Source organism: Paenibacillus soyae, assembly GCF_024623455.1.
Classification (GTDB): domain Bacteria; phylum Bacillota; class Bacilli; order Paenibacillales; family Paenibacillaceae; genus Pristimantibacillus; species Pristimantibacillus soyae.
Genome location: NZ_JANIPJ010000003.1, coordinates 152,013 through 177,595, shown reverse-complemented (window position 1 = coordinate 177,595; position 25,583 = coordinate 152,013). Strand labels below are relative to the sequence as shown.

Below are 25,583 nucleotides of genomic sequence, written 5' to 3'. Positions count from 1 at the left end.
TGGAGGCATACCTATGAGTGGAATTGGTGCAGGGGGCATAGTCTTGCTCGTGCTGCTGGCATTGCTGCTGTTCGGACCGAGTAAGCTGCCCGAGCTCGGACGGGCGTTCGGCAAAACGCTGCGGGAATTCAAATCCGGCGCTCGCGAGATCATGGACGACGACGATCGGAAGGACTCCGAGAAGAATCGGATCGAAGTGAACCGCGCGGAACATAGCGAGAAGGAAAACAAGCGGCTGCCGGATTAATCGGGTCCGCTTTTTTCTTGCGCGGCGGACTTACTGAACTACCTCTAAGAGGAAAGGAGCAGCATTGGAAATGGCGAATGAAAAGACGGACCGATCCGCGGCGTCAGGGAAGGGGCTGCTTCGGGAGGAAGGCTTGATGCCGCTTCTGGAGCACCTGGGCGAGCTGCGTAAACGGCTTATCTATGTCATGATTGTTCTTACGGCAGGGCTGGTGCTCGGTCTTACCGTTGCCCAGCCGGCGTACAACTTCTTAATGAGCCAGCCGCCCGCGGATACGCTGAAGCTTCACACGTTCTCGCTCTGGGACGGCATCGGCATGTACATGAAGATCGCGCTCGTGATCGCGCTAGTTATAACCTTGCCGTTCACCGCGTATCAGCTGTGGGCGTTCGTGAAGCCCGCGCTGCGGCCGATCGAGCAGCGTTCGACGCTCAAATACGTGCCGTTTGCGCTGATCATGTTCCTGATCGGCCTGGCGTTTTCTTATTTTGTCGTATTCCCGCTGGCCTTCGGCTTCACGCGCACGATCGCGCAGCAGCTGCATCTCGAGGAAACGTACGGCATCGTGCAGTACTTTACGTTCCTGTTCAGCATCCTGATTCCGATCTCGCTGCTGTTCGAGCTTCCGCTGGCGCTCATGTTCCTGACAGCCATCCGGATTATTAATCCGCAGCGGCTGCGCAAGATGCGTAAGCTGGCTTATTTCATTCTGGCGGCGATCGGCGTCATGGTAACCCCGCCTGACTTTATTTCGGACGTGTTGGTCATCATTCCGCTCGTCGCGTTGTACGAACTGAGCTTGTTTCTGTCGGACATCGTCTACAAGAAGCAGCAAGCGGCGGATGCCAAGCTGGCAGCGGCGGGCGAAGCTTAACTTCATAAGCAGTTGCAAAAAATCTGTCGAGAGACGGATTTTTTTTTGTTTGGTTAAGAAGCAAGAAGACGGTTGACAGGAGCGGTTTATGAGAGCATAATTTAAACAGTTGTTTTAAACAAGCGTTTAATAGAGATAGGAGAGATACGGATGAGAGATGCGCTGCAGGCTTTTATGAAGAGGCCGACCACTTGGGTCGGGATTATTACGGCATTTATGTTTCAAATTATTTTTTCCGTCATTTGGATGACGGGATATGACGGCGTGACGGACCGGACGGATCAGCTCCGAATCGCGGTTGTCAATGAGGACGCGGGCATGGGCCAAGCGATTGCCACCAATTTGCTGGAGAGCCTGCCGTTCGATATGGTACAATCCGAATCGTTAGAAGCGGCGAAGGCGGAGCTGGACGAGAGGGAGCTGCAGATGGTCGTGCATATTCCGGCCGATTTCTCGCAGAAGGCGGCGGACGCGGCCGGAACGGGCAGCATCGATTATTTGATTAACGAATCGAATCCGGCCCTAATTAAAAGCATCATGAGCGGCGCGGCTACGCAAATAACGGCGGAGGTCAACAAGCAGGCTGTAGCGATGGGCGTGCAGCAGACGCTTGCCGGCGCGAACGTGCCGGCAGAGCAGGCGGCGGCCGTATCGGCCAGCCTGTCGGAGCGGGTAACGTCGAAAGTGCAGTCCACCAACGTCGTTGAAGGGATGAACAACCAGATGGTGCCGATGATGATGGTGCTCGCCTCGTATGTCGGCGCGATGATCATGGGCATGAACCTGGAGCAATCCTCGCTGGCGATCGCTTCGCAGACAAGCAAGTGGAGACGCTTCGCGGCGCGCAGCGTCATCAACGTCGCGGCTGCGGTGCTCGTCTCGCTCGTAGGCTCGACGCTGCTCGTCAGCTTGGGCGGACAGGTGGAGCAGGGCTTCCTGCACCTGTGGGGCTTCCAGCTGCTGTTCCTGCTCGTGTTCATGTTCGTCTCTCAATCCTTCTTGTATTTGTTCGGAATGGCGGGTATGCTGTTCAATATTATCCTATTGTCGGCCCAGCTCGTCTCGTCCGGCGCGATCGTGCCTCGCGAGCTGCTGAGCGAGTTCTATACGGGACTTGGAGCCGCGCTGCCGGCGACTTACGCGGTAGACGGCAACATGAACATCCTGTTCGGAGGACCTGGCGTAGGATCCGATGCAGGGATGCTTGCATTAATTGGAGCGGTTGCGATCGCGGTCAGCGCGGCGGCGGTTTTGTTCAAAAGCAGCAAGCCGGTTCAGCAGCCGCAAGCCGCGATTGCGAGCCATCAATCGAAGTAGGAACGAAACAAACTGGAGGTAGCTCATGACGATGACGGACGAGACAGACATCAAGACAAAAATTTTGCTGTCGGCGAAAAAGCTGTTTGCTGTGCAAGGCTTCGACGGAACAACGATTCGGCAAATATGCGAGGAAGCGGGCGTCAACATCGCGATGGTCTCGTACCACTTCGGCGGCAAAGATAATTTGTTCGGAGCGTTATTCGAAGCTTTTATCCCGAATGCCCAGCTATCGTCCGTCGATCCGAACATGCCGCCAGTGATAGGGGTGAAGCTGGTTATTCGCGAGGTGACGCTTTACCGGCTGTCGGACCCGCAAATGATTAGCATTATTCAGCAGGAAATCAGCATGAATTCGCCTCGTATTCAGAAGATCCGGGAGCATGTCATGCCGATGTGGCGCCTGCTGCGGAAGTGGATCGCGGAAGGACGGGAGCATGGTTTGTTTCAATTCCGTTCGCTGGACACGGCGTTTATGTCGGTCGCGGGCACGCTGCTGTTCCACCGCCACCAGGAATATTGGAAGGTGCTTCTGGAGGAAGATACGTCAGACGTAGAGGCGACGATTGAGGATATGACCGAATATATTTTGCATGGTCTTCAGTATAGCGGGGAGTAAGTGCAGATCAATGAAGCCCGGGCGCAGGACGCCCGGGCTTTGTCGTGTTTGGACGCTTGGCGCGCTGGGATTCGCCAAAAAAGTCAGGATTAGCGTAAAACTGATAAAAATAGTGTTATGAATCGGATGGAGGGCTTGCCTATAATACCAGTTAAGCGTTTACAATCTCGGCAAATAGATAATAAAGGATGGGATAGTGATGGCAGTACCGACTCAGACGGATTGGCCGCAACAGGCGTGGGAACAAATTGTGCGCAAGGTAACAAGAACGAGCCGGCGGATCGAGGACCGCTTCCCGCATGCGAGCGTGAACGGCGAATACGTGCTTGAGCCCGCTCATTGGTGGACGGCCGGCTTCTGGCCGGGGCTGTTATGGCTCGTCTATCGCGATACGAACGACGAGAGGCTGAAAGGCTACGCGGAGAGCTGCGAGAAGCAGCTGGATACCGTGATGTCGGAGTACGATAAGCTGGATCACGACATGGGCTTCATGTGGCAGCTGACAAGCGTTGCGCGGCACAAGCTGCTCGGCGACGACGCTTCGAGACGGCGCGCCATGCTGGCCGCGAATTTGCTTGTCGGCCGCTTCAACGTGAAAGGCCGTTACATCCGCGCGTGGAACCCTTGGCGTCCGGGCGAAAACAATTCGGGCTGGGCGATCATCGACTGCGCGATGAACCTGCCGCTGCTATACTGGGCATCCGAAACGTCCGGCGACCCGCGCTTCAAGCATGTCGCGATGGAGCATGCGGATACCGTGCTGGAGCATTTCATCCGTCCGGACGGCTCCGTGAACCATATCGTCATCTTCGATCCGGACACGGGCGAGAAGGTCGGCGTGAACGGCGGCCAAGGCTTCGCTCCGAATTCCGCTTGGTCCCGCGGCACAGCATGGGCGATCTATGGCATGGCGCTCAGCTACAAGCATACGGGTGAAACGCGTTACTTGGAGGCCGCGAAGCGGGCGGCGCATTTCCTCATCGCGAATCTGCCGGAAGACCGCGTGCCGCATTGGGATTTCCGTCTGCCGGCCGAAATAACGCGCTACCGGGATTCTTCGGCGGGCGCTTGCGCGGCTTGCGGCTTGCTGCTCATCTCGGAGCTTGTGGACGGGACGGAGAGCGGCCTGTACCGGCAGGAGGCGGAGCGGATGCTGCATGCGTTGTACGCCGAGTACGGCGCATGGGACCGGGAGGACGAGGAAGGACTCATCCTGCACGGCACGAGCCATTATCCGGAAGGGAGAAATATCGACGTGCCGCTTATCTATGGCGATTATTTCTTCGCGGAGGGCATCTCGCGGCTGCTGAAGCACGGCGAGCTGTTCTGGTAAGAGGAGGAACGGAGCCATGATTAGAGAAGAGCTGCGAAGCAATCCGCTGCGGACGAAGCAGGATTTGGCGAACGCGCTCGATCAGCTGGTCCGGCCGTTAATCCCGCATTACAGCGAAGGACGGGGAAGGCTGCGCCTCGGCGCGGCCGGCGCCTCCTATTCGCACGCCAAGGCGGAGACGGAAGGCTTCTCCCGCGTCCTATGGGGACTCGTCCCGCTGCTGGCAGGCGGAGGGGACAGCGAGCTGCGGCTATTCGCGATCGATGGTTTCCGGCACGGGGCGAACCCGGAGCACGAGGACTATTGGGGAGAGGTGGCCGACTACGACCAGCTGCTGGTGGAGATGGCTGCATTCGGCTTCGCCCTGACGCTTGCGGCGGATCAGCTATGGGAGCCTCTGGCGGCGGAGGAGAAGCGGCGTTTATACGAATGGCTGAAGCCAATCAACGATCGCGAGGCGTGGGACTGCAACTGGCTGTTTTTTCAGGTTATGGTCAGCCTCGGGTTTAAGAAGGCGGGTTTGCCCTACGATCGGGAGCGGATGGAGCGCAACCTGGAGCGCATCGAGCGGTTCTACATGGAGGATGGCTGGTACCAGGACGGGATCGACGCGCATTGCGATTATTACGGCCCGTTCGCGCTTCATTTCTATGGGTTGATCTATGCGGTCGAGATGGAGCGGGAGGATCCGGAGCGTTCCGCTCGTTATAAGGAAAGAGCGGCGTTGTTCGCCCGCGATTTCCTGTACTGGTTCGCGGAGGACGGCGCGGCGCTGCCGTACGGACGAAGCATGGCGTACCGGTTCTCGCAGTCCGCCTTCTGGGGGGCGCTCGTCTATGCAGGGGTGGAGGCGCTGCCGCTGGGCGTGATGAAAGGCTTGCTGCTGCGCAACATGCGCTGGTGGCTCGCCCAGCCGATATTCCATGGAGACGGAACGCTGTCCATCGGCTATGCTTATCCGAATCTGGTGATGGCCGAAAACTACAATGCGCCGGGCTCGCCTTATTGGGCGCTCAAGTCCTTCCTGCCGCTTGCGCTCGCGGACGATCATCCATTCTGGCTGGCGGAGGAAGAGCCGCTGCCAAAGCTTGACGCAATCCGGGCGATGGCTTCGCCGCGCATGCTGCTGCATCGGTCGGGAAACCATGTCGCGGCCTTCAACGCCGGCTGCCGGACGAGCAACGAGCATACGCATGTCGCGCCCAAATACGAGAAGTTCGTCTATTCCACGGCGTTCGGCTTCAGCGTGCCGCGCGCGGAATGGGGACTCGCGCAAGGGGCGTACGATTCCATGCTGGCCCTAAGCGAAGAGGGGGACAACCTGTACCGAGTGAAACGGAGGATCGAAGAGCACGCGATCAAGGACGGCGTCCTCTTCATGCGGTGGCTGCCTTGGCCGGATGTCGAGGTGAGAACCTGGCTTGCGGCGGGATTGCCTTGGCATGTCCGGGTACACCGGATCGAGTCGAAGCGCAGGCTGGACGCGGCGGACGGGGGATTCGCGGCGGGGATCGACCGCGCATGGCAGACGGAGCACCAGGATGGACGGGCGGCCGCGGTCACCGAGACGGGGATTAGCGGAGTCGTCTCGCTGCACGGATGGAGCGGAAGCAAGCTCGTTCTGCCTAACGCGAATACGAATCTGCTTCATCCGCGAACGATTCTGCCTACCTTGACGGCAAGCCTGGCGCCCGGCGTGACCTGGCTTGTCAGCGCGGTATACGGCGAGCCCGCCGCGCGAAGCTTGGCGGATGGCGGCTGGAGCTCGCCTCCCCGCGCGGAATGGCGGGACGGCGAGCTCATCGTGCGGGACGGCGGGGTTGTGCTGTTGCAGCTGCAAGCCGATAGCCGCTAGCTTAGCTCTATTGCATTGAAGCTGTCTCTGTCCGGCGAGCCGAAAGGGCGCTGTAACGGACAGCTTGAACAAAAGGAAGGTACAGCCCTCAAGATGATGGAGGAGGCTGTACCTCTTTTCGTTTATAGCGGATGAGTGGTTATCGTAACGGAACTGGATGACCCTATTTCGCGCAAACAAGCGTTTTTTTGTTCGTAAGGGAACTGAGCGCCGTTATTGGCCGGTTTTCGCGAAGAATCCATACCAAAAGCAAGGAATAAAGGCGCACAGTTCCGCTAGCCCTCCCAAAAGCCTCATTTTCCGATGAATAACGTCTCTCCGTTCCGTTAAGGCGCCAAGCACGATGTTCACTCTAGCGGAGCTCCTCCGTATCACTCTCTATTTTCCGACCGTTCGCGCTCCCCCCTCCAAGAAAGTCAAAATAACGGCATAGCCAATCAAAATAGCGTTAAAGAATCGGAGTGGTTGTTCCCTATAATACAGGTATGACAACGACAAGAGGTGAGGAAGAGATGCAAACAACGAAGACGGCGACGGGGGCCGTGCCGGCTGCAAGGCCGAAGCGCAGAGGCAGCCGCCTGCAGACGAAAGAGACGATCGCGGGCTTCCTGTTTATCGGTCCGATGCTGATCGGGGTTACCATATTAACGCTGATTCCGATTATCGCGACCTTCTTATTGTCGCTCGCCGAATGGAATTTCGTGGCGGGCATTCAAGATATTAAATTTATTGGCTTCGACAACTTCGAGGCGTTGTTCCAGGACGACAAGTTTCTGAAGTCGATGCGCAACAATGCGTTGTTCCTGCTGGCCGTCCCGATCTACTTGGCCATCTCTATGTTTCTTGCGATCGTGATCGACAAGCATGTCTATATGAAGAGCTTTTTCAAAGTCGCTTACTTCATGCCTTATATCTCCAGTATCGTCGCGGTGGCGATCGTATGGCAGGTGCTGTTCCACCCTTCGGCCGGCCCGGTGAACCAGGCGCTGATGTCGCTCGGCATCGATAATCCGCCGAAATGGATCGCCGATCCGAAGTTCGCGCTTCCGTCGCTCATGATGATCGCGGTCTGGACCGCCATCGGCTTCAATATGATCGTCTATATCGCCGGCTTGCAGTCGATTCCGAAGGACCTGTATGAAGCGGCGGAGATTGACGGCGCGGGTACTTGGGTCAAATTCAAAAGCATCACGTTCCCGCAGCTGTCGTCCACGACCTTCTTCCTGCTTGTTACCGGCATTATCTCGACCTTCAAGGTGTTCGACCTGATCGCCGTCCTGACCAAAGGCGGGCCGCTCAACTCCACGACGATGATCGTATGGAATTTGTACGAAACGGCTTTCGTGAACCTGAAGATTGGTCCAGCCTCCTCTATGGCGGTCGTCTTGTTCTTCTGCGTGCTCGCGATTACGCTGCTGCAGTGGGTCGGACAGAAAAAATGGGTGAACTACTAGAAAGGAGAGTCGAACGTGACCACGACTACACGAACCGCGAAAGTGCGCAAAGGCATTCTGACGGCCATCATGTTCGCCATAAGCGTCTTATTCCTTATGCCTTTCCTCTGGATGCTGTCGGCATCGTTCAAGATCGAAGCGGAGGTATTCGCTTATCCGATCAAGTGGATTCCGTCGCAATGGCATGTCATCGAGAACTACAAGGAAGTATGGGTGGGCAAGTTCCCGTTCTACAAATATTATTGGAACACCGTCAAGGTAACCGTGCTAACGACCGTCATCTCTTGCGCCGTATCCGCGCTGGCTGCCTACGGCTTCTCCAAAATCCAGTTCGCGGCGAGCAAATATTTGTTCCTGATTGTACTCGCCACGTACATGATTCCGCAGCAAGCGATTCTGGTGCCGCAGTTCATTCTGTACCGGCAGATTCAATTGTTCGACAGTCATCTCGGATTGATCCTGCTGGGCAGCTTCAGCGTACTCGGAACGTTCATGTTGCGACAGTTCTTCATGGGCATTCACAATGAGTTTATCGAATCCGCGAAAATCGACGGAGCAGGCCACTGGCGCATTTTCTGGAAAATCGCGTTCCCGCTCGTTCGGCCGGCCATTGCGACTTATGCGATTCTTCGCTTCATCTGGACTTGGAACGATTACCAGAACCCGCTCATCTTCCTGCGCACCGACGCGCTCTACACGATCCAGCTCGCGATGCAGAAGTTCACGACGATTAACGGCGAGTTCTACTCGCTAATGATGGCGGCGGCCGTATCCGCGATTCTGCCTCTGCTCATCGTGTTCATCATCGGCCAGAAGAGCGTTATCGAGGGGATCGCGCTTGGCGGGGTGAAGGGATAACGGGTGACAAGTGGTGATAGAACCGGATCGATGTAATTCGAGGATGGGCGACCTCCAGGTTTGCGGAGCAAACCAGCTTCGTAAGCAAAGGTAGGTATCGCCAATGGAATTAGTTATGTGGTGATAGAACCAGATCGAAGTAATTCGAAGAGGAGCGACCGCGCTTCAAAGGTAGGTTCTATCGCCAATGAAATTCCGAATATCTGATATTTGCAGATATTCAAGGAATTTCATGTGGTAAAAATAATCGCATTTGTGGTCAATATTGTGGTATAGAGTGGCTGTACGCGGTTGCTACAATGAGATCAAGAAAGCGGATACAACGGAAAAGAGCGATGGATCCGGGTTTCTATTGTATAGTAGAAATACAATCAGGGAGGGTTACAGATGTTTAAAGGGAAAAAAGCGTTTTTCGTACTCGCTTTGTCCGCGGTTATGGCGCTGACGGGCTGCGCAGGAAACAACGGGGGAAATAACGGAGGTACCAACAGCGGCAACGGCGGTTCGTCCGCCGCGCCGAGCGAGTCGCCAAAAGCGGGGGACGAGCAGGTTACGATCCAGCTTCACACGTTCGGCAACGAAGCCACGTACAACTGGACCAAAACAATCGCCGCTTTCGAAGAAGCCAATCCGAACATCAAGGTTAACGTCAACGTGCTCAGCGAGAAGGGCGATACGCAGGAAGCGCTGCAGAAGCTTGATCTGGCGGCATCCTCCAACGAAGCGATGGACGTGCTCATGTTCTCCGACCCGGCTTCCTATGCGCAGCGCGTAGGTCTCGGCATGGTAGCTCCGCTGGATGAATTCATTACGGCTGACGGCTATAAAGTAAGCGAAGACTACAAAGTCGACACCACATTGAACGGCAAAGTGTACGCGCTGCCGGGCAAATTCAACCCTTGGTACGTGCTGCTCAACAAAACGAAGCTCGCGGAAGCCGGTCTTGAAGTGCCGACGGACTGGACATGGGACGACTTCACGACCTATGCCAAAACGCTGACAACGGGCGAAGGCGCATCCAAAACGTACGGCACGTATTTCCACGGCCCGCAGAACGGCGGCTGGATGGAATTCATGAAGCTGGCGCTGGCGAACCAGGCGGACAACACGGAATTCCTGAAGGAAGACGGCACGATGAACTTCGACAACCCGTTGTTCCGCAAGACGCTCGAGCTGCGCGTTCAGATGGAGAAAACGGACCAGTCCGCGACTCCTTACACCGACATGCTGTCCCAGAAGCTGCATTACCGTAACCAGTTCTTCAACCAAGCAGTCGGCATGATCATGATAGGTAGCTGGATGAATACGGAGCTGGGCGGCACGGATCAATTCCCGCTGAACTTCGAAGTCGCGGTAGCGCCGATTCCGAAAAACAACGCATCCGACGAAGGCGGCTACACGATGGTGACAACGGATTACGTGGCCGTCGCCGAGAGCTCCAAGAACAAAGAAGCGGCTTACAAGTTCGTCCGCTGGTACACGACGGATGGCCAAATCGCGCAAGGCAAAAACATCCCGGCATGGAACGGCGTCGACCAATCGCAAATGGCAAGCATCATCGACATCATCCTAGGCGGCACCAAAAATCCGGAGAAGGTAGACAAAGCGTCGCTGATCAACACATTGTCGAACGCGAAATCGTCCAAAATCATTCCTCCGGTGACGTATCAATCGGAAGTATACAAAGTGATCAACGAAGAGTACGAGAAGCTGATCTACGACCAGCAAGATATCGATCAGACCATCGCAGCTCTGAACGACCGTGTCCAAAAAATTATTGATGCCAATAAATAATGGGCTATACTTGTAGTAACAAAAGAAGGGGTGCAGCGTAACATCTGCGCCTCTTTTTTTTCCAACTTCGTCCACGGAGGAATTTCGCATGCCCAACCCGCCAAAGCCATGGCTCTGGTCCAGATCGTTCCGCTTCCGCTTGATGGTGACGGCGGTCGTCTGCATTTTGGTGCCCGCGTTCATCACGCTGGCCCTCTATAACATGCTGACCAAAGACGCGGTCAAAGAAGAAGCGATCGAGCAGTCCCGCCAGAAGCTTCAGCTCGTGGACGGCTACGTGACGAACGTGTTCGATTATATGCTCTATATCGCGAACAGCTTGCAGAACGATTCTTCGATATCCGTCGTCCTGAAGGAAATCGCGGCCGGGAAGACGTACGAGGGTCCGAACGCGGATTACGAAAGATTCCTGGACTATACCAAAATCACGAGCAAAATCGACAATATGACGATTCACGGCGATAGAGCCTACGTAACGATCCTGCTGACGGACGGCACGAGATATACGAACTATCCGCTCTCCGAATTCGATCCGCTGGGCTTGCAGGAGGAGCCGTGGTTCCCCGAGATGAATTCGCTGAGAAACATGCAATCGCTCTGGATCGGCACGTCCCCTACCGTTTATCCGTTCGAGGCGTCGATCAGCCCTTATCAAATGACGATGGGACGCACGCTGCGGGCTGGCGTCAAACCGTACGGGTACGTGTTCGTCACTATCATGGAGAAGCAGGTAAGCGGCATATTCGAGCGGTTGTCCGGCGGTCAGGAGACGCTGCTGCTGGACAGCGGCGGCTTCATTATCTCGCACACGGACAAGGAGAAGATCGGCGATAGCTTCCCCTACCAAGCTTCATCATCAGGCGGGGCGACCCGATCGGAGATCGTCAACGTCGGAGACGAGAGCTTCATCCTGACGTCGCAGAGGCAGACGCTGACCGGCTGGGAGCTCGTGTCGCTGACGCCGTACAAGCAAGCGGTGTTCAAGCTGAACTCGATTTTTAACCGCGTCGCGGTGCTGCAGCTTGTGTCGTTCGTCGTGTTTTTCCTCCTGTTCTTATATTTGCTGGGCAACTTCACGAAGCCTCTTGTGAGGCTGGGCAAGATGGCGGAGACCGTGCAGCGGGGCAATCTCGAGGTCCGTTCGAACATACGGGGAAGCGACGAGATCGGTTATCTCGGCCAGTCGTTCGACCAGATGCTCGACCGGGTCAAGACGATGATCGCGGAAATTACGATTACGCAGTCGAGGAAGCGCAAGGCGGAGCTTGCGATGCTGCAAGCGCAGATCAATCCGCATTTTCTGTTCAATGTGCTCAACTCCATCCGCATGAAGGTGATGCGGGGCGGCGATCTGGACAGCTCGGAGATGATCGCGTCGCTCTCCAAGCTGCTTCGCATGACGATCACGCAGAGCAACGATACGATACCGCTGCACGAGGAGCTGTCGATCGTATCCGATTACGTGAAGCTGATGAACATGCGGCAGAGGGAGAAAGCGGAGCTTGTCCTGTCTCCGGAGCCGGACACGCTGATGGTGCTCGTTCCCCGGTTCTTCCTGCAGCCGATTATCGAGAACGCGCTTATTCACGGGCTCAGCCAGCGAGCGGGAACGATCACGATCGCGACGCTGGCCACAGCGCAGGAGATCCAGATTCGGATCGAAGACGACGGCAAAGGCATGGATAGCGAAAGCTTGTCCCGGCTGCGAGAGAAGCTGGATCAAGAGGGAGAGCGTCCGGTGGCGGGCCCGGATCACAGCGGCCGGTTGTCCGGCATCGGACTGGCGAACGTATGCGACCGGATGAGAATGACGTACGGCGATTCCTTCCATATCGAAGTCCTAAGCGAGAAGGATGCAGGCACGAGAATGACAATCAAGATTCCTAAGCTGAAAGCGGGTGAGCCGAATGTATAAAGTGATGCTCGTAGACGACGATTATCCCGTGCTGGAGCTGATCGATTACGCGATGGACTGGGAGCGTCTGGGCCTTCAGGTGATCGGCATGCACGAGAACGGGGCAAGGGCGCTGGAAGCGGCGGCTTCGGAGATGCCGGACATTCTCATAACCGATATCGGGATGCCGCAGATGGACGGGCTGGAATTGGTCGCGAAGTTAAAAGAGCTGAAGCCCAACCTGCGCGCGGCGATTCTGTCCTGCCACAGCGAATTCGAATACGCCAGGCAGGCGATGAAGCTGCAGGTGCAGGATTATTTGCTCAAGGATACGCTGGATCCGTCGCAGATCCGGACGCTGCTGACGCAGTTTATCGCGAGCCTCGAGGAAGAACGGGAGCAGCAGTCGAAGCAGCTGCGCATGGAGCGTCTGGTCGACAGGAATCGCTCTCTAATGAAGGAGAAGTTCATTCGGACGACGCTCCAGCAACCCCTTCTCGACAAGGAGAAGTGGAGGACGGAGCTCGAAGGGTTCGGACTGTCGCTTCGCGGCGGCGAGACGATCATTCCCGTCATCGGGCTGATCGACGATTTCCGCGCGGCGAAGCTTCGCTTCCAATCCGACGAGGTGCTGCGTTTCGCGGTGGACAACGTCATGGAGGAGACGCTTCAGCAGTCCGGGATGTCGGCGGTTCACTTCCAATACAGCGCCCAGGAGACCGTCATTCTAGCCGCATTCCAAGGCGGGCTTAAAGTGAACGGCTTTGACGAGACGCGGATTCTGCTTCGGAGCTTGCAGGAAGCCGTCCGGTCGCTGAAGCTGACGATGTCGTTCCTCATCGGGGATAGCTGCTCGGAGCCGGAGGAGATCAAGGCTTCCTTGCTCCACGTTCAGCAGGACAAGATCGCGAGGTTCTACCGAACGAACGGCGACGTGCGGCGCTCGACCGGCAAGCCGCCGGGCGCATACGATTTGTACCGCGATTTCCATAAATCAAGCGAGAAGCTCAGAGATTTGATCGTAGGCAAAAAAGTAGCGGAGCTAAGCGCCGCCGTAGACGGCTGGCTGGGCGACATCGAGAAGTGCCAGCCCGATCCGCCGGCGGTCAAGGATTGGGTGCTGCGCATGCTGCTCGATACGCGCCTCAAGCTGCAATCCGTGCTCGATTACCGGTCGGCCGGCAATGCGGACGTTCTCCCGAACGAAGCGCTCGAGCTGGATACGATGGCGGAGCTGAAGGAATGGATGATCGGCCATTGCCTTTCCATTATCGCGACGGATCTGTACGGCGGAGCGTCCAGCAAACGGTCGGAAATCGCCGAAGCCTGCCATTTCGTCACGCAGCATCTCGACCGGAAAATTACGCTGGAGGAAGTGGCGGAGCAGCTGTTCATGAATCCGAGTTATTTTAGCCGCCTCTTCAAGAAGGAAACAGGGGAGACGTTCATCGAATATGTTACGAGAATGAAGATGAACCGGGCGAAGGAGCTGCTCGAGAGCAGCGCGATGCCGGTGGGGAAAATCTGCGAGCTTCTCGGCTATGACAACCAGAGCTATTTCATCAAGCTGTTCAAGACGTTCGCGGGCGTCACGCCGGTCGAGTTCCGCGGTCAGCTTCGCAAAGGATAGGGGAGTGGAGATGAGAGGGGGAGAAGGAATGCTGGAGGGAACTTTGACGGCAATGCCGGACCGCGTTCGCGGCTTCGGTCTGCTCTTGGGTGAGCTTGGGGCGGATGATTGGGCGGCGCGACTGCTGGGGGATGCGTCCTTGTCGGGTTTGATTGGCGAGATCGAAGCGGAAGCCGAGAGGCTGCTGGACGAGCCGGAGCCCGAGCTCACCGACGACCTGTTCCGGTTGTTCGCCGAGACCGGGGATCGGCTGGCTTACGAGAATGTTTATTTTGCCAAAAGAAAAAGGTTGAACGCGTTTGCGATCATGGCCTGGCTGAAGCCGGAGAAGACGTCCTATCGGGAAGCGCTTCGCCTTACGGCATTGTCGATCTGCGACGAATATACGTGGTGCCTGCCGGCCCATTACGGCGAGAAACGAGGACCGTACGGCAATATCGACCTGTTCGCGGCAGAGACGGGGTTCACGCTTAGCGAAATGTCGGCCTTGCTGGGCGATAAGCTGGATGCGGAGCTGCGGGAGAGAATCGCGTTCGAGACGGAGCGCCGCTTGTTCGCGCCTTTCCTGGAACAGGGGCCGTACCCGTGGGAGAAGCTCGAGAACAACTGGTCCTCCGTATGCGCGGGCTCGGTCGGAGCCGCGGCTTTGTACGCGATCGAGGATACGGAGAGATTGGCCCGCGTGCTGGAGCGTACGCAAGCCGCCATGGACTGCTTCCTCGCGGGCTACGGCGATGACGGCGCGTGCGTGGAAGGCTACTCGTACTGGCAATATGGCTTCGGCTATTACGTCTATTACGCGGATCTTCTGAAGCGGGCGACGGGGGGAGCGATCGACGGCTTCGCGATTCCGAAGGTCAAGGAAATCGCTTTGTTCCAGCAGCGCTGCTTCTCGTGCGGCGACACGGTCATCAACTTCTCGGATTCCCCTCAGCGCTGCGGCATCTTCATGGGGCTGACGATGCGGCTGCGGGACGAGTATCCGGAGGTTGCGGTGCCGCATGCTTCTCTTCGGGAGCCGTACGCCGCTGATCACTGCGGCAGATGGGCGCCGGCGATCCGGAATTTGATCTGGGCGTCGGCTGAACGAGCTGCTGTTGCGAAAGGGGCAGGGGAGACTGGAGCTGCCGAAGCATCGGACAAGATTGAAGAGGCTGACGCGGCGGGCGAGTGGCCGACCGAAGCTCATTATATGGCGGACGCCGGATGGTTCATGTCCCGCTACGCGGCGGAGGACGGCTCGGTGTATGGCTTCGCGGCGAAGGGCGGCCATAACGGCGAATCGCATAACCATAACGATTGCGGGCATTTCCTGCTTCACGCGGACGGCGAGGTGTATTTGGCGGACATTGGGAGGGGGCTGTACACGAAGGAATATTTCGGACCGGACCGGTATTCGTTCTGGTGCAACGGCTCGCAAGGCCACTCGCTGCCGATCGTCGGAGGCGCGCTGCAGGCGGAGGGCGCGGAGCGTAAGGCCATCGTGACGGAGGCAAGCGTGTCGGATCGCGAGGACCGGTTCGCTCTCGAACTGAGCGGAGCCTATCCCGAGGCGGCGGGCTTGCTCGGCTTGGAACGGAGCTTCGCGTGGAGGAAGGAAGGAACGCCGGCTTTGACGCTGGTCGACAGCTTCGCTTTCGCAGTGAATGAGGCCGAGCCGGTTGGGGGTTCGGGGGAGCAGATCATAGAGAGGTTCATTACCTTCATGGAGCCGAAGCTCGTGAAGGAAGGAATCCTGTCGCTGACCGGAAGCCGCCGTGTGCACATTGAATATGACGCCGCGGCTTGGCGGCCCGTCGTTACCTCGCGAAGCGACCTGGATCATTTCGCGGAGGAAAGATATTGGTACACGCTTGATTTTCACCAGTTGGATGGGGGAGTCGAGGGAGGGCGCGCGACTGCGAGGTTTGCGTTTGTTTTCCAAGAAGAGGCTGCTAAACGATAGAATCCGCGGGAAGAGAAGGGGGAGGGCATGTTGGAAGCAAAAGCAACGGTAGAGACTGTAGGAATGATGGGGTTGTCGGCCAGGGCCTATTGGCTGAAGAAGCTGGAGCAGGTGGCGGAGCCCGTGCTGTCGGCGCTTGCGGAAGGCAGGCTGCGGGCGGATATGCCGGTTGAGTCGAAGCCGGGTATGGAGGCCGACCGGGCGAAGTTTACGCATCTGGAGGCGCTCGGCAGACTGCTGAGCGGGATCGCGCCTTGGCTGGAGCTGAGCGATGGCGCGGCGTCCGAAGAGGAACAGGAGCTTCGCGCGCGTTATGCGGAATGGTCTCGCGCGGCTATTGATGCCGGGACGAATCCGGCTTCGCCAGACTATATGAACTTCTCCGAGGGCGGGCAGCCGATCGTGGACGCGGCGTTCCTCGCGCATGCGCTGCTTCGCGCTCCTGTTGAGCTATGGGAGAAGCTGGAGGAGCGGGTGCAGCGGCAAGTCGTCGCCTGTCTCAAAGCGACCAGAACAAGGCGGCCGCATGTCTCGAACTGGCTGCTGTTCTCGGCGATGATCGAGGCGGCGCTGCATCAGGCGGGCGAAGCCGACTGGGACCGGATGCGCGTCGACTATGCCGTCAGGCAGCACGAGCAGTGGTACAAAGGCGACGGCGCTTATGGCGACGGACCGGAGTTCCACTGGGATTACTACAACAGCTTCGTCATCCAGCCGATGCTGGTCGACGTGCTGGAGGCGCTGCATGCCGAGGATCGCGAATGGGACGGTCTGCGCGATAACGTATTGAAGCGGGCCCGCCGATACGCGGGCGTACTGGAGCGGTTCGTCGCGCCGGACGGCAGCTTCCCGCCGATCGGGCGCTCGCTCGCTTACCGCTGCGGAGCGTTCCAAAGCCTTGCGCAAAGCGCGCTGCGCGACGAGCTGCCGGAAGGAGTTGCGCCGGAGCAAGTGCGCTGCGCCCTGACCGCCGTCATCCAGCGAACGCTTGACGCGCCGGGGACGTTCGACGCGCAAGGCTGGCTGACGATCGGCCTCGCCGGCCATCAGCCTGGCGCGGGCGAAGGCTATATCTCGACCGGCAGCTTGTATCTCTGCGCTGCCGCCTTCCTGCCGCTGGGCCTCCCGGCGTCGCACCGCTTCTGGAGCGGTCCGGATACGCCTTGGACGGCCGCCTCGGCATGGGGTGGGGCGCCTATGGAGCTGGACGGCGCTTTGAAGTAAGGGATGCTGCAATCGTACATCAATTTACGTCCGTATCGGCCCATTTGCTAGCAATTGATGCAAATGTGCATCAATTTTCTTCATAGAAGCCTATATGGCCGAAATTCCGCGAAAAATGATGTACTTTTGCAGCAATTGGGACAGCCGCTCATCCCGTTTGCGAAAATGATGCACATTTGCAGGACTTTATAGGGGAGCTTAAGCTTTAGCGTTGACGACGCGGCATGGCGTGGACTCGTTAAGCATGGCGCTGCGCTCGAGCGGGCTTTGGCCGTGCGGTTCAGTTCGTCAGGTGCCCATGTTCTGAGTTCGCGGCGAAAATAGCGGCGAAAGCACCTCTATTTTTCACCGGAAACCTAGGATTTCTATAAATAGCGGCATATGTACCTCTATTTCCTTTGCATTCGCTCGGATGGCGCGATTACGCGAGAAATAAGGGTACTATCGCCGCTATTTTTATTTGCAGGTTAGTAACAGCCGGATTAGAGGTACTATTGCCGCTATTTAGTGTCTTGGAGGATGGAGAGGCGGGCTTTACGCGCTGCGTTAATTACGGGGAATAGGAGGATGGAGCGTGCCGCTTCCCCTGGTCTCTCCGGCGAGATGTAAATTTGCTGCAAAAATAAGTTCAAGCACTTGAAATCCAAACGGAGATTGAGTATGATAAAAATGGTTGTTAGCACTAATCGCTTACGAGTGCTAACGAAATATCACAAGAAGCGACAAATTTAGAAGGAGGCTATTTTCAATGATCAAACCTTTGGGTGAACGCGTATTGATCGAACCAATCGCGAAGGAAGAAACAACTGCGAGCGGCATCGTGCTGCCGGATACGGCAAAGGAAAAGCCGCAAGAAGGCAAAGTAGTAGCTGTCGGCAGCGGTACGCTGAAGGACGGCGTTCGCGTAGCATTGGAAGTAAAAGAAGGCGACCGCGTTCTGTTCTCCAAATATGCGGGTACCGAAGTCAAATACGAAGGCAAAGAGTATTTGATTATGAAGGAAAGCGACATCCACGCGATTCTTGGCTAAGAATAGCGACCACATACTTACTTAATATTAAATTTTTGGGAGGTAATTACACATGGCGAAAGAGATTAAATTTAGCGAAGAAGCACGCCGTTCGATGCTTCGCGGCGTCGACGCTCTTGCAAACGCGGTAAAGGTAACGCTTGGACCAAAAGGACGCAACGTCGTTCTGGAGAAAAAATTCGGAAGCCCGCTCATCACGAACGATGGCGTTTCCATCGCCAAGGAAATCGAGCTGGAAGACGCGTTCGAGAACATGGGCGCTCAGCTGGTTAAAGAAGTAGCGACAAAAACGAACGACGTAGCGGGCGACGGTACAACTACCGCGACTGTTCTGGCTCAAGCGATGATTCGCGAAGGTCTGAAAAACGTTACGGCCGGCGCTAACCCTATGGTTATCCGCAAAGGCATCGAGAAAGCCGTTAAAGCTGCTGTTGAAGAGCTGAAAGCGATCTCCAAGCCAATCGAAGGCAAACAATCCATCGCGCAAGTCGCTTCCATCTCCTCCGCTGACGAGGAAGTAGGCGAGCTGATCGCGGAAGCTATGGAGAAAGTCGGCAACGACGGCGTTATTACAGTTGAAGAGTCCAAAGGCTTCAACACGGAGCTGGAAGTGGTTGAAGGCATGCAATTCGACCGTGGCTACATCTCCCCGTACATGATTACGGACACAGACAAGATGGAAGCGGTTCTCGACAACCCTTACATCCTGATCACCGATAAGAAGATCTCCAACATCCAAGAGATCCTGCCTGTCCTGGAGAAAGTGGTACAATCCGGCAAGCAGCTCCTAATCATCGCGGAAGACGTGGAAGGCGAAGCGCAAGCGACTCTGGTCGTGAACAAGCTGCGCGGCACGTTCACTTGCGTTGCGGTTAAGGCTCCTGGCTTCGGCGACCGCCGCAAAGCGATGCTGCAAGATATCGCTGCCCTGACCGGCGGCCAAGTGGTAACGGAAGAGCTCGGCCTTGAGCTGAAATCGACGACTGTGGACCAACTGGGCTCCGCTCGCCAAATCCGTATTACCAAAGAAAACACGATCATCGTCGACGGCGCTGGCAACAAAGCCGACATCGATGCTCGCGTGAACCAAATCCGCGCTCAGCTGGAAGAAACAACTTCCGACTTCGACCGCGAGAAGCTGCAAGAGCGTCTGGCTAAGCTGTCCGGCGGCGTTGCGGTTATCAAAGTCGGCGCAGCGACTGAGACTGAACTGAAAGAGCGCAAGCTCCGCATCGAGGACGCGCTGAACTCCACTCGCGCAGCAGTGGAAGAAGGCATCGTATCCGGCGGCGGTACGGCTCTGGTTAACGTATACAAAGCGGTTGCGGCCGTTAATGCTTCCGGCGACGAAGCGACTGGCGTGAACATCGTACTTCGCGCTCTGGAAGAGCCAATCCGCACGATCGCGGCTAACGCGGGCCAAGAGGGCTCCGTTATCGTCGAGCGTCTGAAAAACGAAAAAATCGGCGTAGGCTACAACGCGGCTTCCGGCGAGTGGGTGAACATGTTCGAAGCGGGTATCGTTGACCCTGCGAAAGTAACGCGTTCTGCTCTGCAGAACGCTGCATCCGTAGCGGCTATGTTCCTGACAACCGAAGCGGTTGTTGCCGACAAGCCTGAGCCGAAGGGCGCAGGCGCCGGCATGCCTGACATGGGCGGCATGGGCGGTATGGGCGGCATGATGTAATTCAATTCCTAATCGAAGCAATTCGAGGAGGAACGACCGCGCCTAAGCGGTAAATTGGATCGCCGATTGGGCAGAAACCGCCCAATGCGGTAATATCTAACGAACAAAAGAGGCTTCGCATCCGTTCAATGAACTTTTGCGAAGCCTCTTTTTTGCGTTTTGGGTAGTAAAGTTTAATGAAGCATCATCCGCCTCTTGCCTACATATATATTTTAGGCCGCTGGACACTTACTTGAGGAGAATGAGGTGGCTCATGAACGAGAGAGAAGTGAAGGACGGGACGGTTTATGTGGTGCTGGGCTGGATTTTTTTCGGCTTATCTTTCCTTTTTATCCCGATATTATTTGGTGCCGGAGCCTTTATCATGGGATTTCTGGTGTACAAAAAAAGGAGTCAAACCCATGGCGTCGTGCTGATGGTGATGTCTGTCGTAGGCGTGGTATTGGGCATGCTGATCGGCTTTATCGTAGGAGCGACAATGCTCGCATAGATGGTTACAGGGAAGCGGCTCTTTCGGGGGTCCGCTTTTTTTTATGAAAATCGTTTAATCAATGGGCTGACGTGGTTATATAGGAAGAGAAAGGAAATCCGCCGCAAAGTTAAAAATTCCTGCTTGAATATCGAACGGGTGTTTGGTGTATAATAAGAACATACATTCGTGTTCGAGGTGATGGTCATGGAGCATTGGATCGGGAAGGTCTTGCAGCTCATTTACATCGATCGGCATCGTCAGGTGACGATTCGCGATGTACGGGTCATGTCTGTTAGAGGAGCCCGGATGAAGGGATATTGCTACTCCTCGCAGGCCATTCGGATTTTTAAGCTGGAGAACATTATAGATGCGGAGGTGGTTCGGCGTGCTGTCTGATCGTTCGCGCAAAATATTAAGAGTACTGTGGAACCTGTACCGTCATGAAGCGGTTCGGCTGAATTATGGACGGCTGGGGCGCATGATCGGCTTGAACGAGAAGCAGATCAACGCCGCGCTGAGCGAGCTGGAGGAGAAGCGGTGCATTGCCAGGAAGGAAGGCCACTTGCAGGTGCTCCGGCCATGGGATGAGCGGGAGTCGCGACGCCCGGCCGTATCGTCTGCTTCCTGGTCCAAGGCGTTGTGAGCTGTGCAGGCCCCGCGCCGCTCCCTGTGGAGCGGAGGCGAGGCCTCTTTATCGTTCATGGCCGCAACCGTCTATGCATTCATGTAACTATCGCGGAATTTCATATAAATTAACGTTTGAATATATAAAATCATATAGTTGATACAAGGATTTATAGGACTATAGTTAGTAATTCGACAAATTAAGACAATCTAGTATGCGAATATATTTGCGCAGAAACGCGAAATGGCACATATTTCTTTACATTCTATCGAATAAAATTGTATAATATTTCATGTTCTGTGGAGATGGTGGGGGATTCTGCTAGAGTAATAGCCGGAAGGCAGCTAGAGATAGACTTCATAGCCCTGGATTCATAACTTTCGGGAGGGAAACTTATAATGAAAGTCATTAAGATGAGAAAGTCGGTTTTTATCGGCACGATCGTAAGCGCATGCTTGATATTCGGAGCGGTGGGAGCGGGCGCCGCTACCGGCTTGCAGAAGATTACCGCGAATCTGAACCACAATATTAAGTTCAAGATCGACGGGGACAGCTGGACGCCGAAGAACGATAAAGGCCAGAAAATGCCGCCGATTACATACCAAGGCTCTACCTACCTGCCGGCGAGAGCGGTCGCGGAAGCAACTGGTATGTACGTTGGTTGGGATGATGCGACAGATACCGTTATCATTAATACGGACGGCAGCGCTCCAGTCCAAGAGGAAGAAGAAGAAACGGAAGCACCGGTATCTTCGGCAGGCATCATGAAGCTGACAGGCACGGAGGCGCAGATGGAGGACAAGCTGCGCGCGGAAGCCCAGAAGATCATCAAGATCTATGCCGATGCCCTGCTGACAGAGGACACGTCCAAGTTCGATGCTTATATTGACAGCTATACGGCCGAGAAACGCGACAACTCTCCGATCAGCCTGGGACGCCAGTATTACAAGGACGACTTCTCGGAAATGCTGGCCGGCACCATCGAGGCGAACACGGCCGCGGATACCAAGGAATACGCGAACACGCTGAAGGGCGTAACGTTGTCCGAGATCGAAACGAGCTACATCTCGGATAAATCCGAGTTCGGCCAATATTTCGAATTCGTGTATTATCCGGAAGGCTGGGACGCGTTCAGCAGCGTCTACGTGAAATTCGAGTTTTCCGCGGAATACTATGACAGCTCCACTTATCTCCTGGAGGAAGTAAGCGTGAATTAATCTTTCACGCGCACTCCTCATCCGAGGTCTCGCAACCTTTCGTAATGGAAGGGAGCGAGGCCTCTTTTTTTGTGCAATAACATTACAAATAGTAATTCCTTATAAACCCAAATTAATAATAAATAATTTGTAAGTTATTAGGTACAAAAAGACTAGGAAATAGAGCCTACGGAATCATCCATCCCCCACTTTTAGGTGCGAAAGTCCTGCATTTCAATCATTTACTCCCCATTTCTGCAGTTACTTTCTTTATTTTCACTACTTTTTTTATAAAAGTTTACTGGTAAAATGAAGATTTTATGAACATTGAAATATGGAAATTGTTGAAGTACTATAATAATAGAATATGTATTATCATGTAAAAAGAATTCGTATTTGGTTGCAATGAGACTAAATCATTATTAAGGTGGGCATATGGGTACACTTCTTGTCTCTGGCAATCTCTTTGAGGTGATCGCGCGGTACGATACCAAGAGATCTGCCATTCATAACTCGTCGCCGCTAATGTTGACCGATCTGCTAGACTACATAGATTCATCGCCGCCGACCTTCGGCGCTCTGCTCATCATGGATGAAGCGTTGTCGAACGATCATTACGAGAACGTCAGCCAATTGGAGCGCGTGCTCCGAAAGCTGGAACAAATCTCGAACGGCTCCGGCTTCCCGATCCTCATCCTGACGAGAGACCCGCAGTGGAAGAGGGAGTTGTCCCGCCTTCTGGCGGCGCACAGCAGCTTGCAGCTTGAAATTCATCCTTACATCCGACCTCCGATGACACGCATCCTAGAACTTCTCCAGAAGCATAGCGGCGGCAGCCGATCAGCGGCCTTATCCTGGTTCCGATCATCCGGACGCCCTGAGACCGAGGTCCCCCCGGACGCGAAGAAGAATGAGCCTTCCCAGACATCCGAGAAAAAACCATCATTTTTCGACCGTCTAAAGCCGAAGCCGAAGCAGGAAGCCGGCAGAGCCGCATCCAGCACGCTGGACAAAGATTTCGAGCGAGTCAGCCGCGGCATGAGCCGGGTAATCGCGATAACCGGACATCGGGGCAGCGGCGTGACCAGCACGCTCGTGAACGTGGCAAGCGTGGCGAACAAGCGCGGCTTGTCGACCATCATCGTCGATCTCGACATCGACTTTCGGACGACGAACCTCTATTTCAACCGGTTCCACGAGCAGAGCCAGAGAGACGAAGCGATGAGCGCGTCGCTCATTCGCACGCTGGCGAGACCGCAGGACCATATGATGACGTGCTGTCATATCAAGGACGAATTGTGGCTGACGGCGCTCGGGCTGTCGTTCCATGACAGGCTGCTGTTCGAGCAATACGTGAACGCGGGCAAGCTCATCTCGCTGCTGTCGGTGCTGAGGAGCCGATTCAATCTCATTCTTCTGGACATGCCATTCGAAGTGCTGGGCAAATTCCAGGAGGCGCTCATTCATATCGATACGGTAGGGCTCTGCGTGAACAACAACATCTATTCCGTCATCACGACGCTGCGCAATATGGAAGCGGACCTGAGCAGGGAATCCATCGCTTACCTGAACGCCAAATCGAAGGCGATCGTCACCAAGTACAATGACCGCTCGCGGTTCCAGAACGAGCTGTTCACGCCGGAAGCCGTCAGCAAAGTCATGACCTCGGGCCTGCTGGACGCGTTCATGTACGAGGTGAAGACCGCGGGCTACGTGCCTTACGCGCAAGAGTTCGACGCGCAGATCGAATCCGACTTGCCAATCGTATTCTCCAGCCGGGATCATGAGCAAGCCTATGGAAGCATTCTTCTGAGATTAATGGAGGCGACGAAATAAATGGATTTAAGCACCTTGAAGAACACGAAGCCGAACCGCAATTTATTCAAAAAAATACTGGCGTTCGTTTTTGCGCTTCTCGTCATCGCCAGCTCCTATCTCTATCTGGACAACGCGAGCCGCAAAGCCGAAAACGTCATACAGGTTATCCGCGTGAAAGCGGATGACGGAATCCCCGCGTACGCGCCGCTGACGAAGAAAAACGTGGATACCTACAATCTGATCGAGAAGGAATTCGACGAGGGCATGGTGCGGGCCGAGGATCTGGACGATGTGCTGGATAAGCTCACGACCTACTATTTGCGCAAGGACAGCATCATCTACAAGGATCAGCTAACGGACGAGAAGCCGCTCAAGAACGAATGGCTGTACGAGGTCGCCGACGAGAACGAAGTGCTGACCCTGCCGTACAACTTCCTCGAGGTGGGCGGGGACATTCTCGTGCCGGGCGACCGAGTGCGGATCCGGGTGTCTTATGACAACGAGAAGAGCGTAGGCGCGTCCTCGGGCAACCCCAACATGTCGGGAGGCGGCACCGTTACCGTCCGGGAGACGGAGGTGCTCTTCGACAGCATCGTCGTGAAGGATATGCTCAACTCCAATAGCCGCTCCATCTACGAGGTATACAAGGAAGTACAGAAGCTGGACGATCAGAAGCGGCAGGAAGTGATGAAGAGCGAGGAGTTCATTAACAGCATCAAGCCGAAGGCGCTCATGCTCGAGGGAAGCAGCGAGCAGATCAACAACTTCGCGAAGTATCAAGGCTTCGAGAACCAATCGTTCCTCATCACCATTCTAAGCCGGAAGAACAGCTCGATCATTCTGGATCAGCTGCCGACGCTCGAGAAAGAGGTGGAATCGTGGATCGACAATCCGGAAGAGTAGTAGAAGGCATTTTATCCAAAATTTCATCCAAGGATCTCGTCGGCGCGGAGCTGCTCGAGAGCAAGCTGATCTATAACCTTATCGGCTTCATCTCCGCCTGCGACGGAACCGATAACGCGGTGCTCATCAGCAATCTCGGCTATCTGCTGTCCCAGAAGGGGCTGAACACGTGCATCGTGGACCTGAAGGTGTTCTACCCGAATCTCTACCATTACGTCGACTGCCATGCGCCGAAGAAAGCATCGGGGCTGATCAAGCTGCTGAAGAGCGACAAGGTCGACGTGCGGGAAGAAATACAAGCGACCAAATACGAGCGGTTGTACCTGCTGTCGCCGAGCCCGCAGGATTTGATGGAGGAATATTTCGACTTCGAATTCGAGCATCTGGAGAGAGTTCTCGCGACGCTGAAGCAGATGTTCGATATCGTGCTTATCGATATTCCGAACAATCCGCCGCTCGAATTCTGCCTGGGCGCCATGAAGGCTTGCCATATCGGCTTCTTCACGGCGACCGAGCGGACGGAAGCGGTCATCCATATGGTGAAGCTGCTCGATTTCGCGAATTCGGTCGGCATCAGCACCGCCAAGTTCACGAACGTCATCATGATGAATTTGCAGAATATCGATTTCGACTTCGACGTCTACAAGGAAATGGGCCTTAACATCATCACCGCGCTGCCTTACGTGAAGGACGGCGTGGCGCGGGCGAACAAAGGCAAGCTGTACGTCAAGGACAATCCGTTATTTAACCGCCAATTCATGAAGGAAATCCAGCGGCTCGCCGCGCAGCTGGCCGAGCAGTAGGAAGG

At 55.6% G+C, this 25,583-nt stretch carries 22 protein-coding genes; all 22 read left to right on the top strand.

Annotation, left to right across the window (positions count from 1 at the left end; genetic code table 11):
- Positions 1 to 13 precede the first annotated feature (13 nt).
- The gene (locus NQZ67_RS05980; protein WP_257443693.1) at positions 14 to 247 is read left to right on the top strand and encodes a twin-arginine translocase TatA/TatE family subunit; all 234 of its coding nucleotides are present in this window, start codon (positions 14 to 16) and stop codon (positions 245 to 247) included.
- 70 nt (positions 248 to 317) lie between these two features.
- Positions 318 to 1,121 carry a twin-arginine translocase subunit TatC gene (tatC, locus tag NQZ67_RS05975; RefSeq protein ID WP_257443689.1) on the top strand — a complete coding sequence of 268 codons (804 nt, stop codon included), beginning with the start codon at positions 318 to 320 and terminating at the stop codon, positions 1,119 to 1,121.
- Between the two features lie 150 nt (positions 1,122 to 1,271).
- Positions 1,272 to 2,438, top strand: a complete 1,167-nt coding sequence (locus NQZ67_RS05970; protein WP_257443686.1) for a YhgE/Pip domain-containing protein — start codon at positions 1,272 to 1,274, stop codon at positions 2,436 to 2,438.
- A gap of 25 nt (positions 2,439 to 2,463) precedes the next feature.
- On the top strand, positions 2,464 to 3,057 hold the full coding sequence (locus NQZ67_RS05965; protein ID WP_257443684.1) for a TetR/AcrR family transcriptional regulator: 594 nt from the start codon (positions 2,464 to 2,466) through the stop codon (positions 3,055 to 3,057).
- Positions 3,058 to 3,256: 199 nt separating this feature from the next.
- Positions 3,257 to 4,390, top strand: a complete 1,134-nt coding sequence (locus NQZ67_RS05960; protein WP_257443682.1) for a glycoside hydrolase family 88 protein — start codon at positions 3,257 to 3,259, stop codon at positions 4,388 to 4,390.
- A 16-nt stretch (positions 4,391 to 4,406) separates the two neighbouring features.
- A complete protein-coding gene (locus tag NQZ67_RS05955) occupies positions 4,407 to 6,245 on the top strand; it encodes a DUF2264 domain-containing protein (RefSeq protein ID WP_257443680.1) in 1,839 nt (612 codons plus the stop codon).
- Between the two features lie 512 nt (positions 6,246 to 6,757).
- The gene (locus tag NQZ67_RS05950; protein WP_257443678.1) at positions 6,758 to 7,699 is read left to right on the top strand and encodes a carbohydrate ABC transporter permease; all 942 of its coding nucleotides are present in this window, start codon (positions 6,758 to 6,760) and stop codon (positions 7,697 to 7,699) included.
- A 69-nt stretch (positions 7,700 to 7,768) separates the two neighbouring features.
- Positions 7,769 to 8,557: a carbohydrate ABC transporter permease gene (locus NQZ67_RS05945; RefSeq protein WP_257444064.1), complete on the top strand. Its 789-nt coding sequence runs from the start codon at positions 7,769 to 7,771 to the stop codon at positions 8,555 to 8,557.
- A 435-nt stretch (positions 8,558 to 8,992) separates the two neighbouring features.
- Positions 8,993 to 10,351, top strand: coding sequence for an ABC transporter substrate-binding protein (locus NQZ67_RS05940; protein WP_371825275.1), 1,359 nt, complete (start codon positions 8,993 to 8,995; stop codon positions 10,349 to 10,351).
- 88 nt (positions 10,352 to 10,439) lie between these two features.
- Positions 10,440 to 12,266, top strand: coding sequence for a cache domain-containing sensor histidine kinase (locus tag NQZ67_RS05935; RefSeq protein WP_257443676.1), 1,827 nt, complete (start codon positions 10,440 to 10,442; stop codon positions 12,264 to 12,266).
- On the top strand, positions 12,259 to 13,875 hold the full coding sequence (locus NQZ67_RS05930; protein ID WP_257443675.1) for a response regulator transcription factor: 1,617 nt from the start codon (positions 12,259 to 12,261) through the stop codon (positions 13,873 to 13,875). Before NQZ67_RS05935 ends, NQZ67_RS05930 begins: the two co-directional genes overlap by 8 nt.
- A 28-nt stretch (positions 13,876 to 13,903) precedes the next feature.
- Entirely contained in the window at positions 13,904 to 15,820 is a 1,917-nt protein-coding gene (locus NQZ67_RS05925; RefSeq protein WP_257443674.1) for a heparinase II/III domain-containing protein, read from the top strand.
- A 27-nt stretch (positions 15,821 to 15,847) separates the two neighbouring features.
- Complete coding sequence (locus NQZ67_RS05920) at positions 15,848 to 17,044, top strand: DUF2264 domain-containing protein (RefSeq protein ID WP_257443673.1); 1,197 nt, start codon at positions 15,848 to 15,850, stop codon at positions 17,042 to 17,044.
- A gap of 748 nt (positions 17,045 to 17,792) precedes the next feature.
- The gene (groES, locus tag NQZ67_RS05915) at positions 17,793 to 18,074 is read left to right on the top strand and encodes a co-chaperone GroES (RefSeq protein ID WP_257443671.1); all 282 of its coding nucleotides are present in this window, start codon (positions 17,793 to 17,795) and stop codon (positions 18,072 to 18,074) included.
- Between the two features lie 52 nt (positions 18,075 to 18,126).
- Positions 18,127 to 19,761, top strand: coding sequence for a chaperonin GroEL (gene groL / locus NQZ67_RS05910; protein WP_257443669.1), 1,635 nt, complete (start codon positions 18,127 to 18,129; stop codon positions 19,759 to 19,761).
- Positions 19,762 to 20,014: 253 nt separating this feature from the next.
- Positions 20,015 to 20,251 carry a hypothetical protein gene (locus NQZ67_RS05905; RefSeq protein WP_257443667.1) on the top strand — a complete coding sequence of 79 codons (237 nt, stop codon included), beginning with the start codon at positions 20,015 to 20,017 and terminating at the stop codon, positions 20,249 to 20,251.
- Between the two features lie 186 nt (positions 20,252 to 20,437).
- Positions 20,438 to 20,629, top strand: a complete 192-nt coding sequence (locus NQZ67_RS05900) for a hypothetical protein (protein ID WP_257443666.1) — start codon at positions 20,438 to 20,440, stop codon at positions 20,627 to 20,629.
- Positions 20,601 to 20,876, top strand: coding sequence for a hypothetical protein (locus NQZ67_RS05895; protein ID WP_257443664.1), 276 nt, complete (start codon positions 20,601 to 20,603; stop codon positions 20,874 to 20,876). The genes NQZ67_RS05900 and NQZ67_RS05895 overlap by 29 nt, the downstream gene beginning before the upstream one ends.
- A gap of 380 nt (positions 20,877 to 21,256) precedes the next feature.
- Entirely contained in the window at positions 21,257 to 22,075 is an 819-nt protein-coding gene (locus tag NQZ67_RS05890; protein ID WP_257443662.1) for a stalk domain-containing protein, read from the top strand.
- 414 nt (positions 22,076 to 22,489) lie between these two features.
- Positions 22,490 to 23,890 (top strand): CpaE/TadZ family protein, encoded by a 1,401-nt coding sequence (locus NQZ67_RS05885; RefSeq protein ID WP_257443661.1) that lies wholly within the window; start codon positions 22,490 to 22,492, stop codon positions 23,888 to 23,890.
- Positions 23,891 to 24,775, top strand: a complete 885-nt coding sequence (locus NQZ67_RS05880; protein ID WP_257443660.1) for a CpaB family protein — start codon at positions 23,891 to 23,893, stop codon at positions 24,773 to 24,775. It abuts the gene before it with no gap.
- The gene (locus tag NQZ67_RS05875; protein WP_257443659.1) at positions 24,751 to 25,578 is read left to right on the top strand and encodes a CpaE/TadZ family protein; all 828 of its coding nucleotides are present in this window, start codon (positions 24,751 to 24,753) and stop codon (positions 25,576 to 25,578) included. Before NQZ67_RS05880 ends, NQZ67_RS05875 begins: the two co-directional genes overlap by 25 nt.
- The last annotated feature ends 5 nt before the right edge of the window (positions 25,579 to 25,583 follow it).

Bases quoted from the DNA above. Each gene is read 5' to 3' on its own strand.
- NQZ67_RS05950 (WP_257443678.1), top strand. From the start codon at position 6,758: ATGCAAACAACGAAGACGGCGACGGGGGCCGTGCCGGCTGCAAGGCCG.
- NQZ67_RS05925 (WP_257443674.1), top strand. From the start codon at position 13,904: ATGCTGGAGGGAACTTTGACGGCAATGCCGGACCGCGTTCGCGGCTTC.
- NQZ67_RS05960 (WP_257443682.1), top strand. From the start codon at position 3,257: ATGGCAGTACCGACTCAGACGGATTGGCCGCAACAGGCGTGGGAACAA.
- groES (WP_257443671.1), top strand. From the start codon at position 17,793: ATGATCAAACCTTTGGGTGAACGCGTATTGATCGAACCAATCGCGAAG.
- groL (WP_257443669.1), top strand. From the start codon at position 18,127: ATGGCGAAAGAGATTAAATTTAGCGAAGAAGCACGCCGTTCGATGCTT.
- NQZ67_RS05980 (WP_257443693.1), top strand. From the start codon at position 14: ATGAGTGGAATTGGTGCAGGGGGCATAGTCTTGCTCGTGCTGCTGGCA.
- NQZ67_RS05890 (WP_257443662.1), top strand. From the start codon at position 21,257: ATGAAAGTCATTAAGATGAGAAAGTCGGTTTTTATCGGCACGATCGTA.
- NQZ67_RS05895 (WP_257443664.1), top strand. From the start codon at position 20,601: ATGCGGAGGTGGTTCGGCGTGCTGTCTGATCGTTCGCGCAAAATATTA.
- NQZ67_RS05900 (WP_257443666.1), top strand. From the start codon at position 20,438: ATGGAGCATTGGATCGGGAAGGTCTTGCAGCTCATTTACATCGATCGG.
- NQZ67_RS05920 (WP_257443673.1), top strand. From the start codon at position 15,848: ATGTTGGAAGCAAAAGCAACGGTAGAGACTGTAGGAATGATGGGGTTG.
- NQZ67_RS05940 (WP_371825275.1), top strand. From the start codon at position 8,993: ATGGCGCTGACGGGCTGCGCAGGAAACAACGGGGGAAATAACGGAGGT.
- NQZ67_RS05930 (WP_257443675.1), top strand. From the start codon at position 12,259: ATGTATAAAGTGATGCTCGTAGACGACGATTATCCCGTGCTGGAGCTG.
- NQZ67_RS05905 (WP_257443667.1), top strand. From the start codon at position 20,015: ATGAACGAGAGAGAAGTGAAGGACGGGACGGTTTATGTGGTGCTGGGC.
- NQZ67_RS05935 (WP_257443676.1), top strand. From the start codon at position 10,440: ATGCCCAACCCGCCAAAGCCATGGCTCTGGTCCAGATCGTTCCGCTTC.
- NQZ67_RS05970 (WP_257443686.1), top strand. From the start codon at position 1,272: ATGAGAGATGCGCTGCAGGCTTTTATGAAGAGGCCGACCACTTGGGTC.
- tatC (WP_257443689.1), top strand. From the start codon at position 318: ATGGCGAATGAAAAGACGGACCGATCCGCGGCGTCAGGGAAGGGGCTG.
- NQZ67_RS05880 (WP_257443660.1), top strand. From the start codon at position 23,891: ATGGATTTAAGCACCTTGAAGAACACGAAGCCGAACCGCAATTTATTC.
- NQZ67_RS05955 (WP_257443680.1), top strand. From the start codon at position 4,407: ATGATTAGAGAAGAGCTGCGAAGCAATCCGCTGCGGACGAAGCAGGAT.
- NQZ67_RS05945 (WP_257444064.1), top strand. From the start codon at position 7,769: ATGTTCGCCATAAGCGTCTTATTCCTTATGCCTTTCCTCTGGATGCTG.
- NQZ67_RS05885 (WP_257443661.1), top strand. From the start codon at position 22,490: ATGGGTACACTTCTTGTCTCTGGCAATCTCTTTGAGGTGATCGCGCGG.
- NQZ67_RS05965 (WP_257443684.1), top strand. From the start codon at position 2,464: ATGACGATGACGGACGAGACAGACATCAAGACAAAAATTTTGCTGTCG.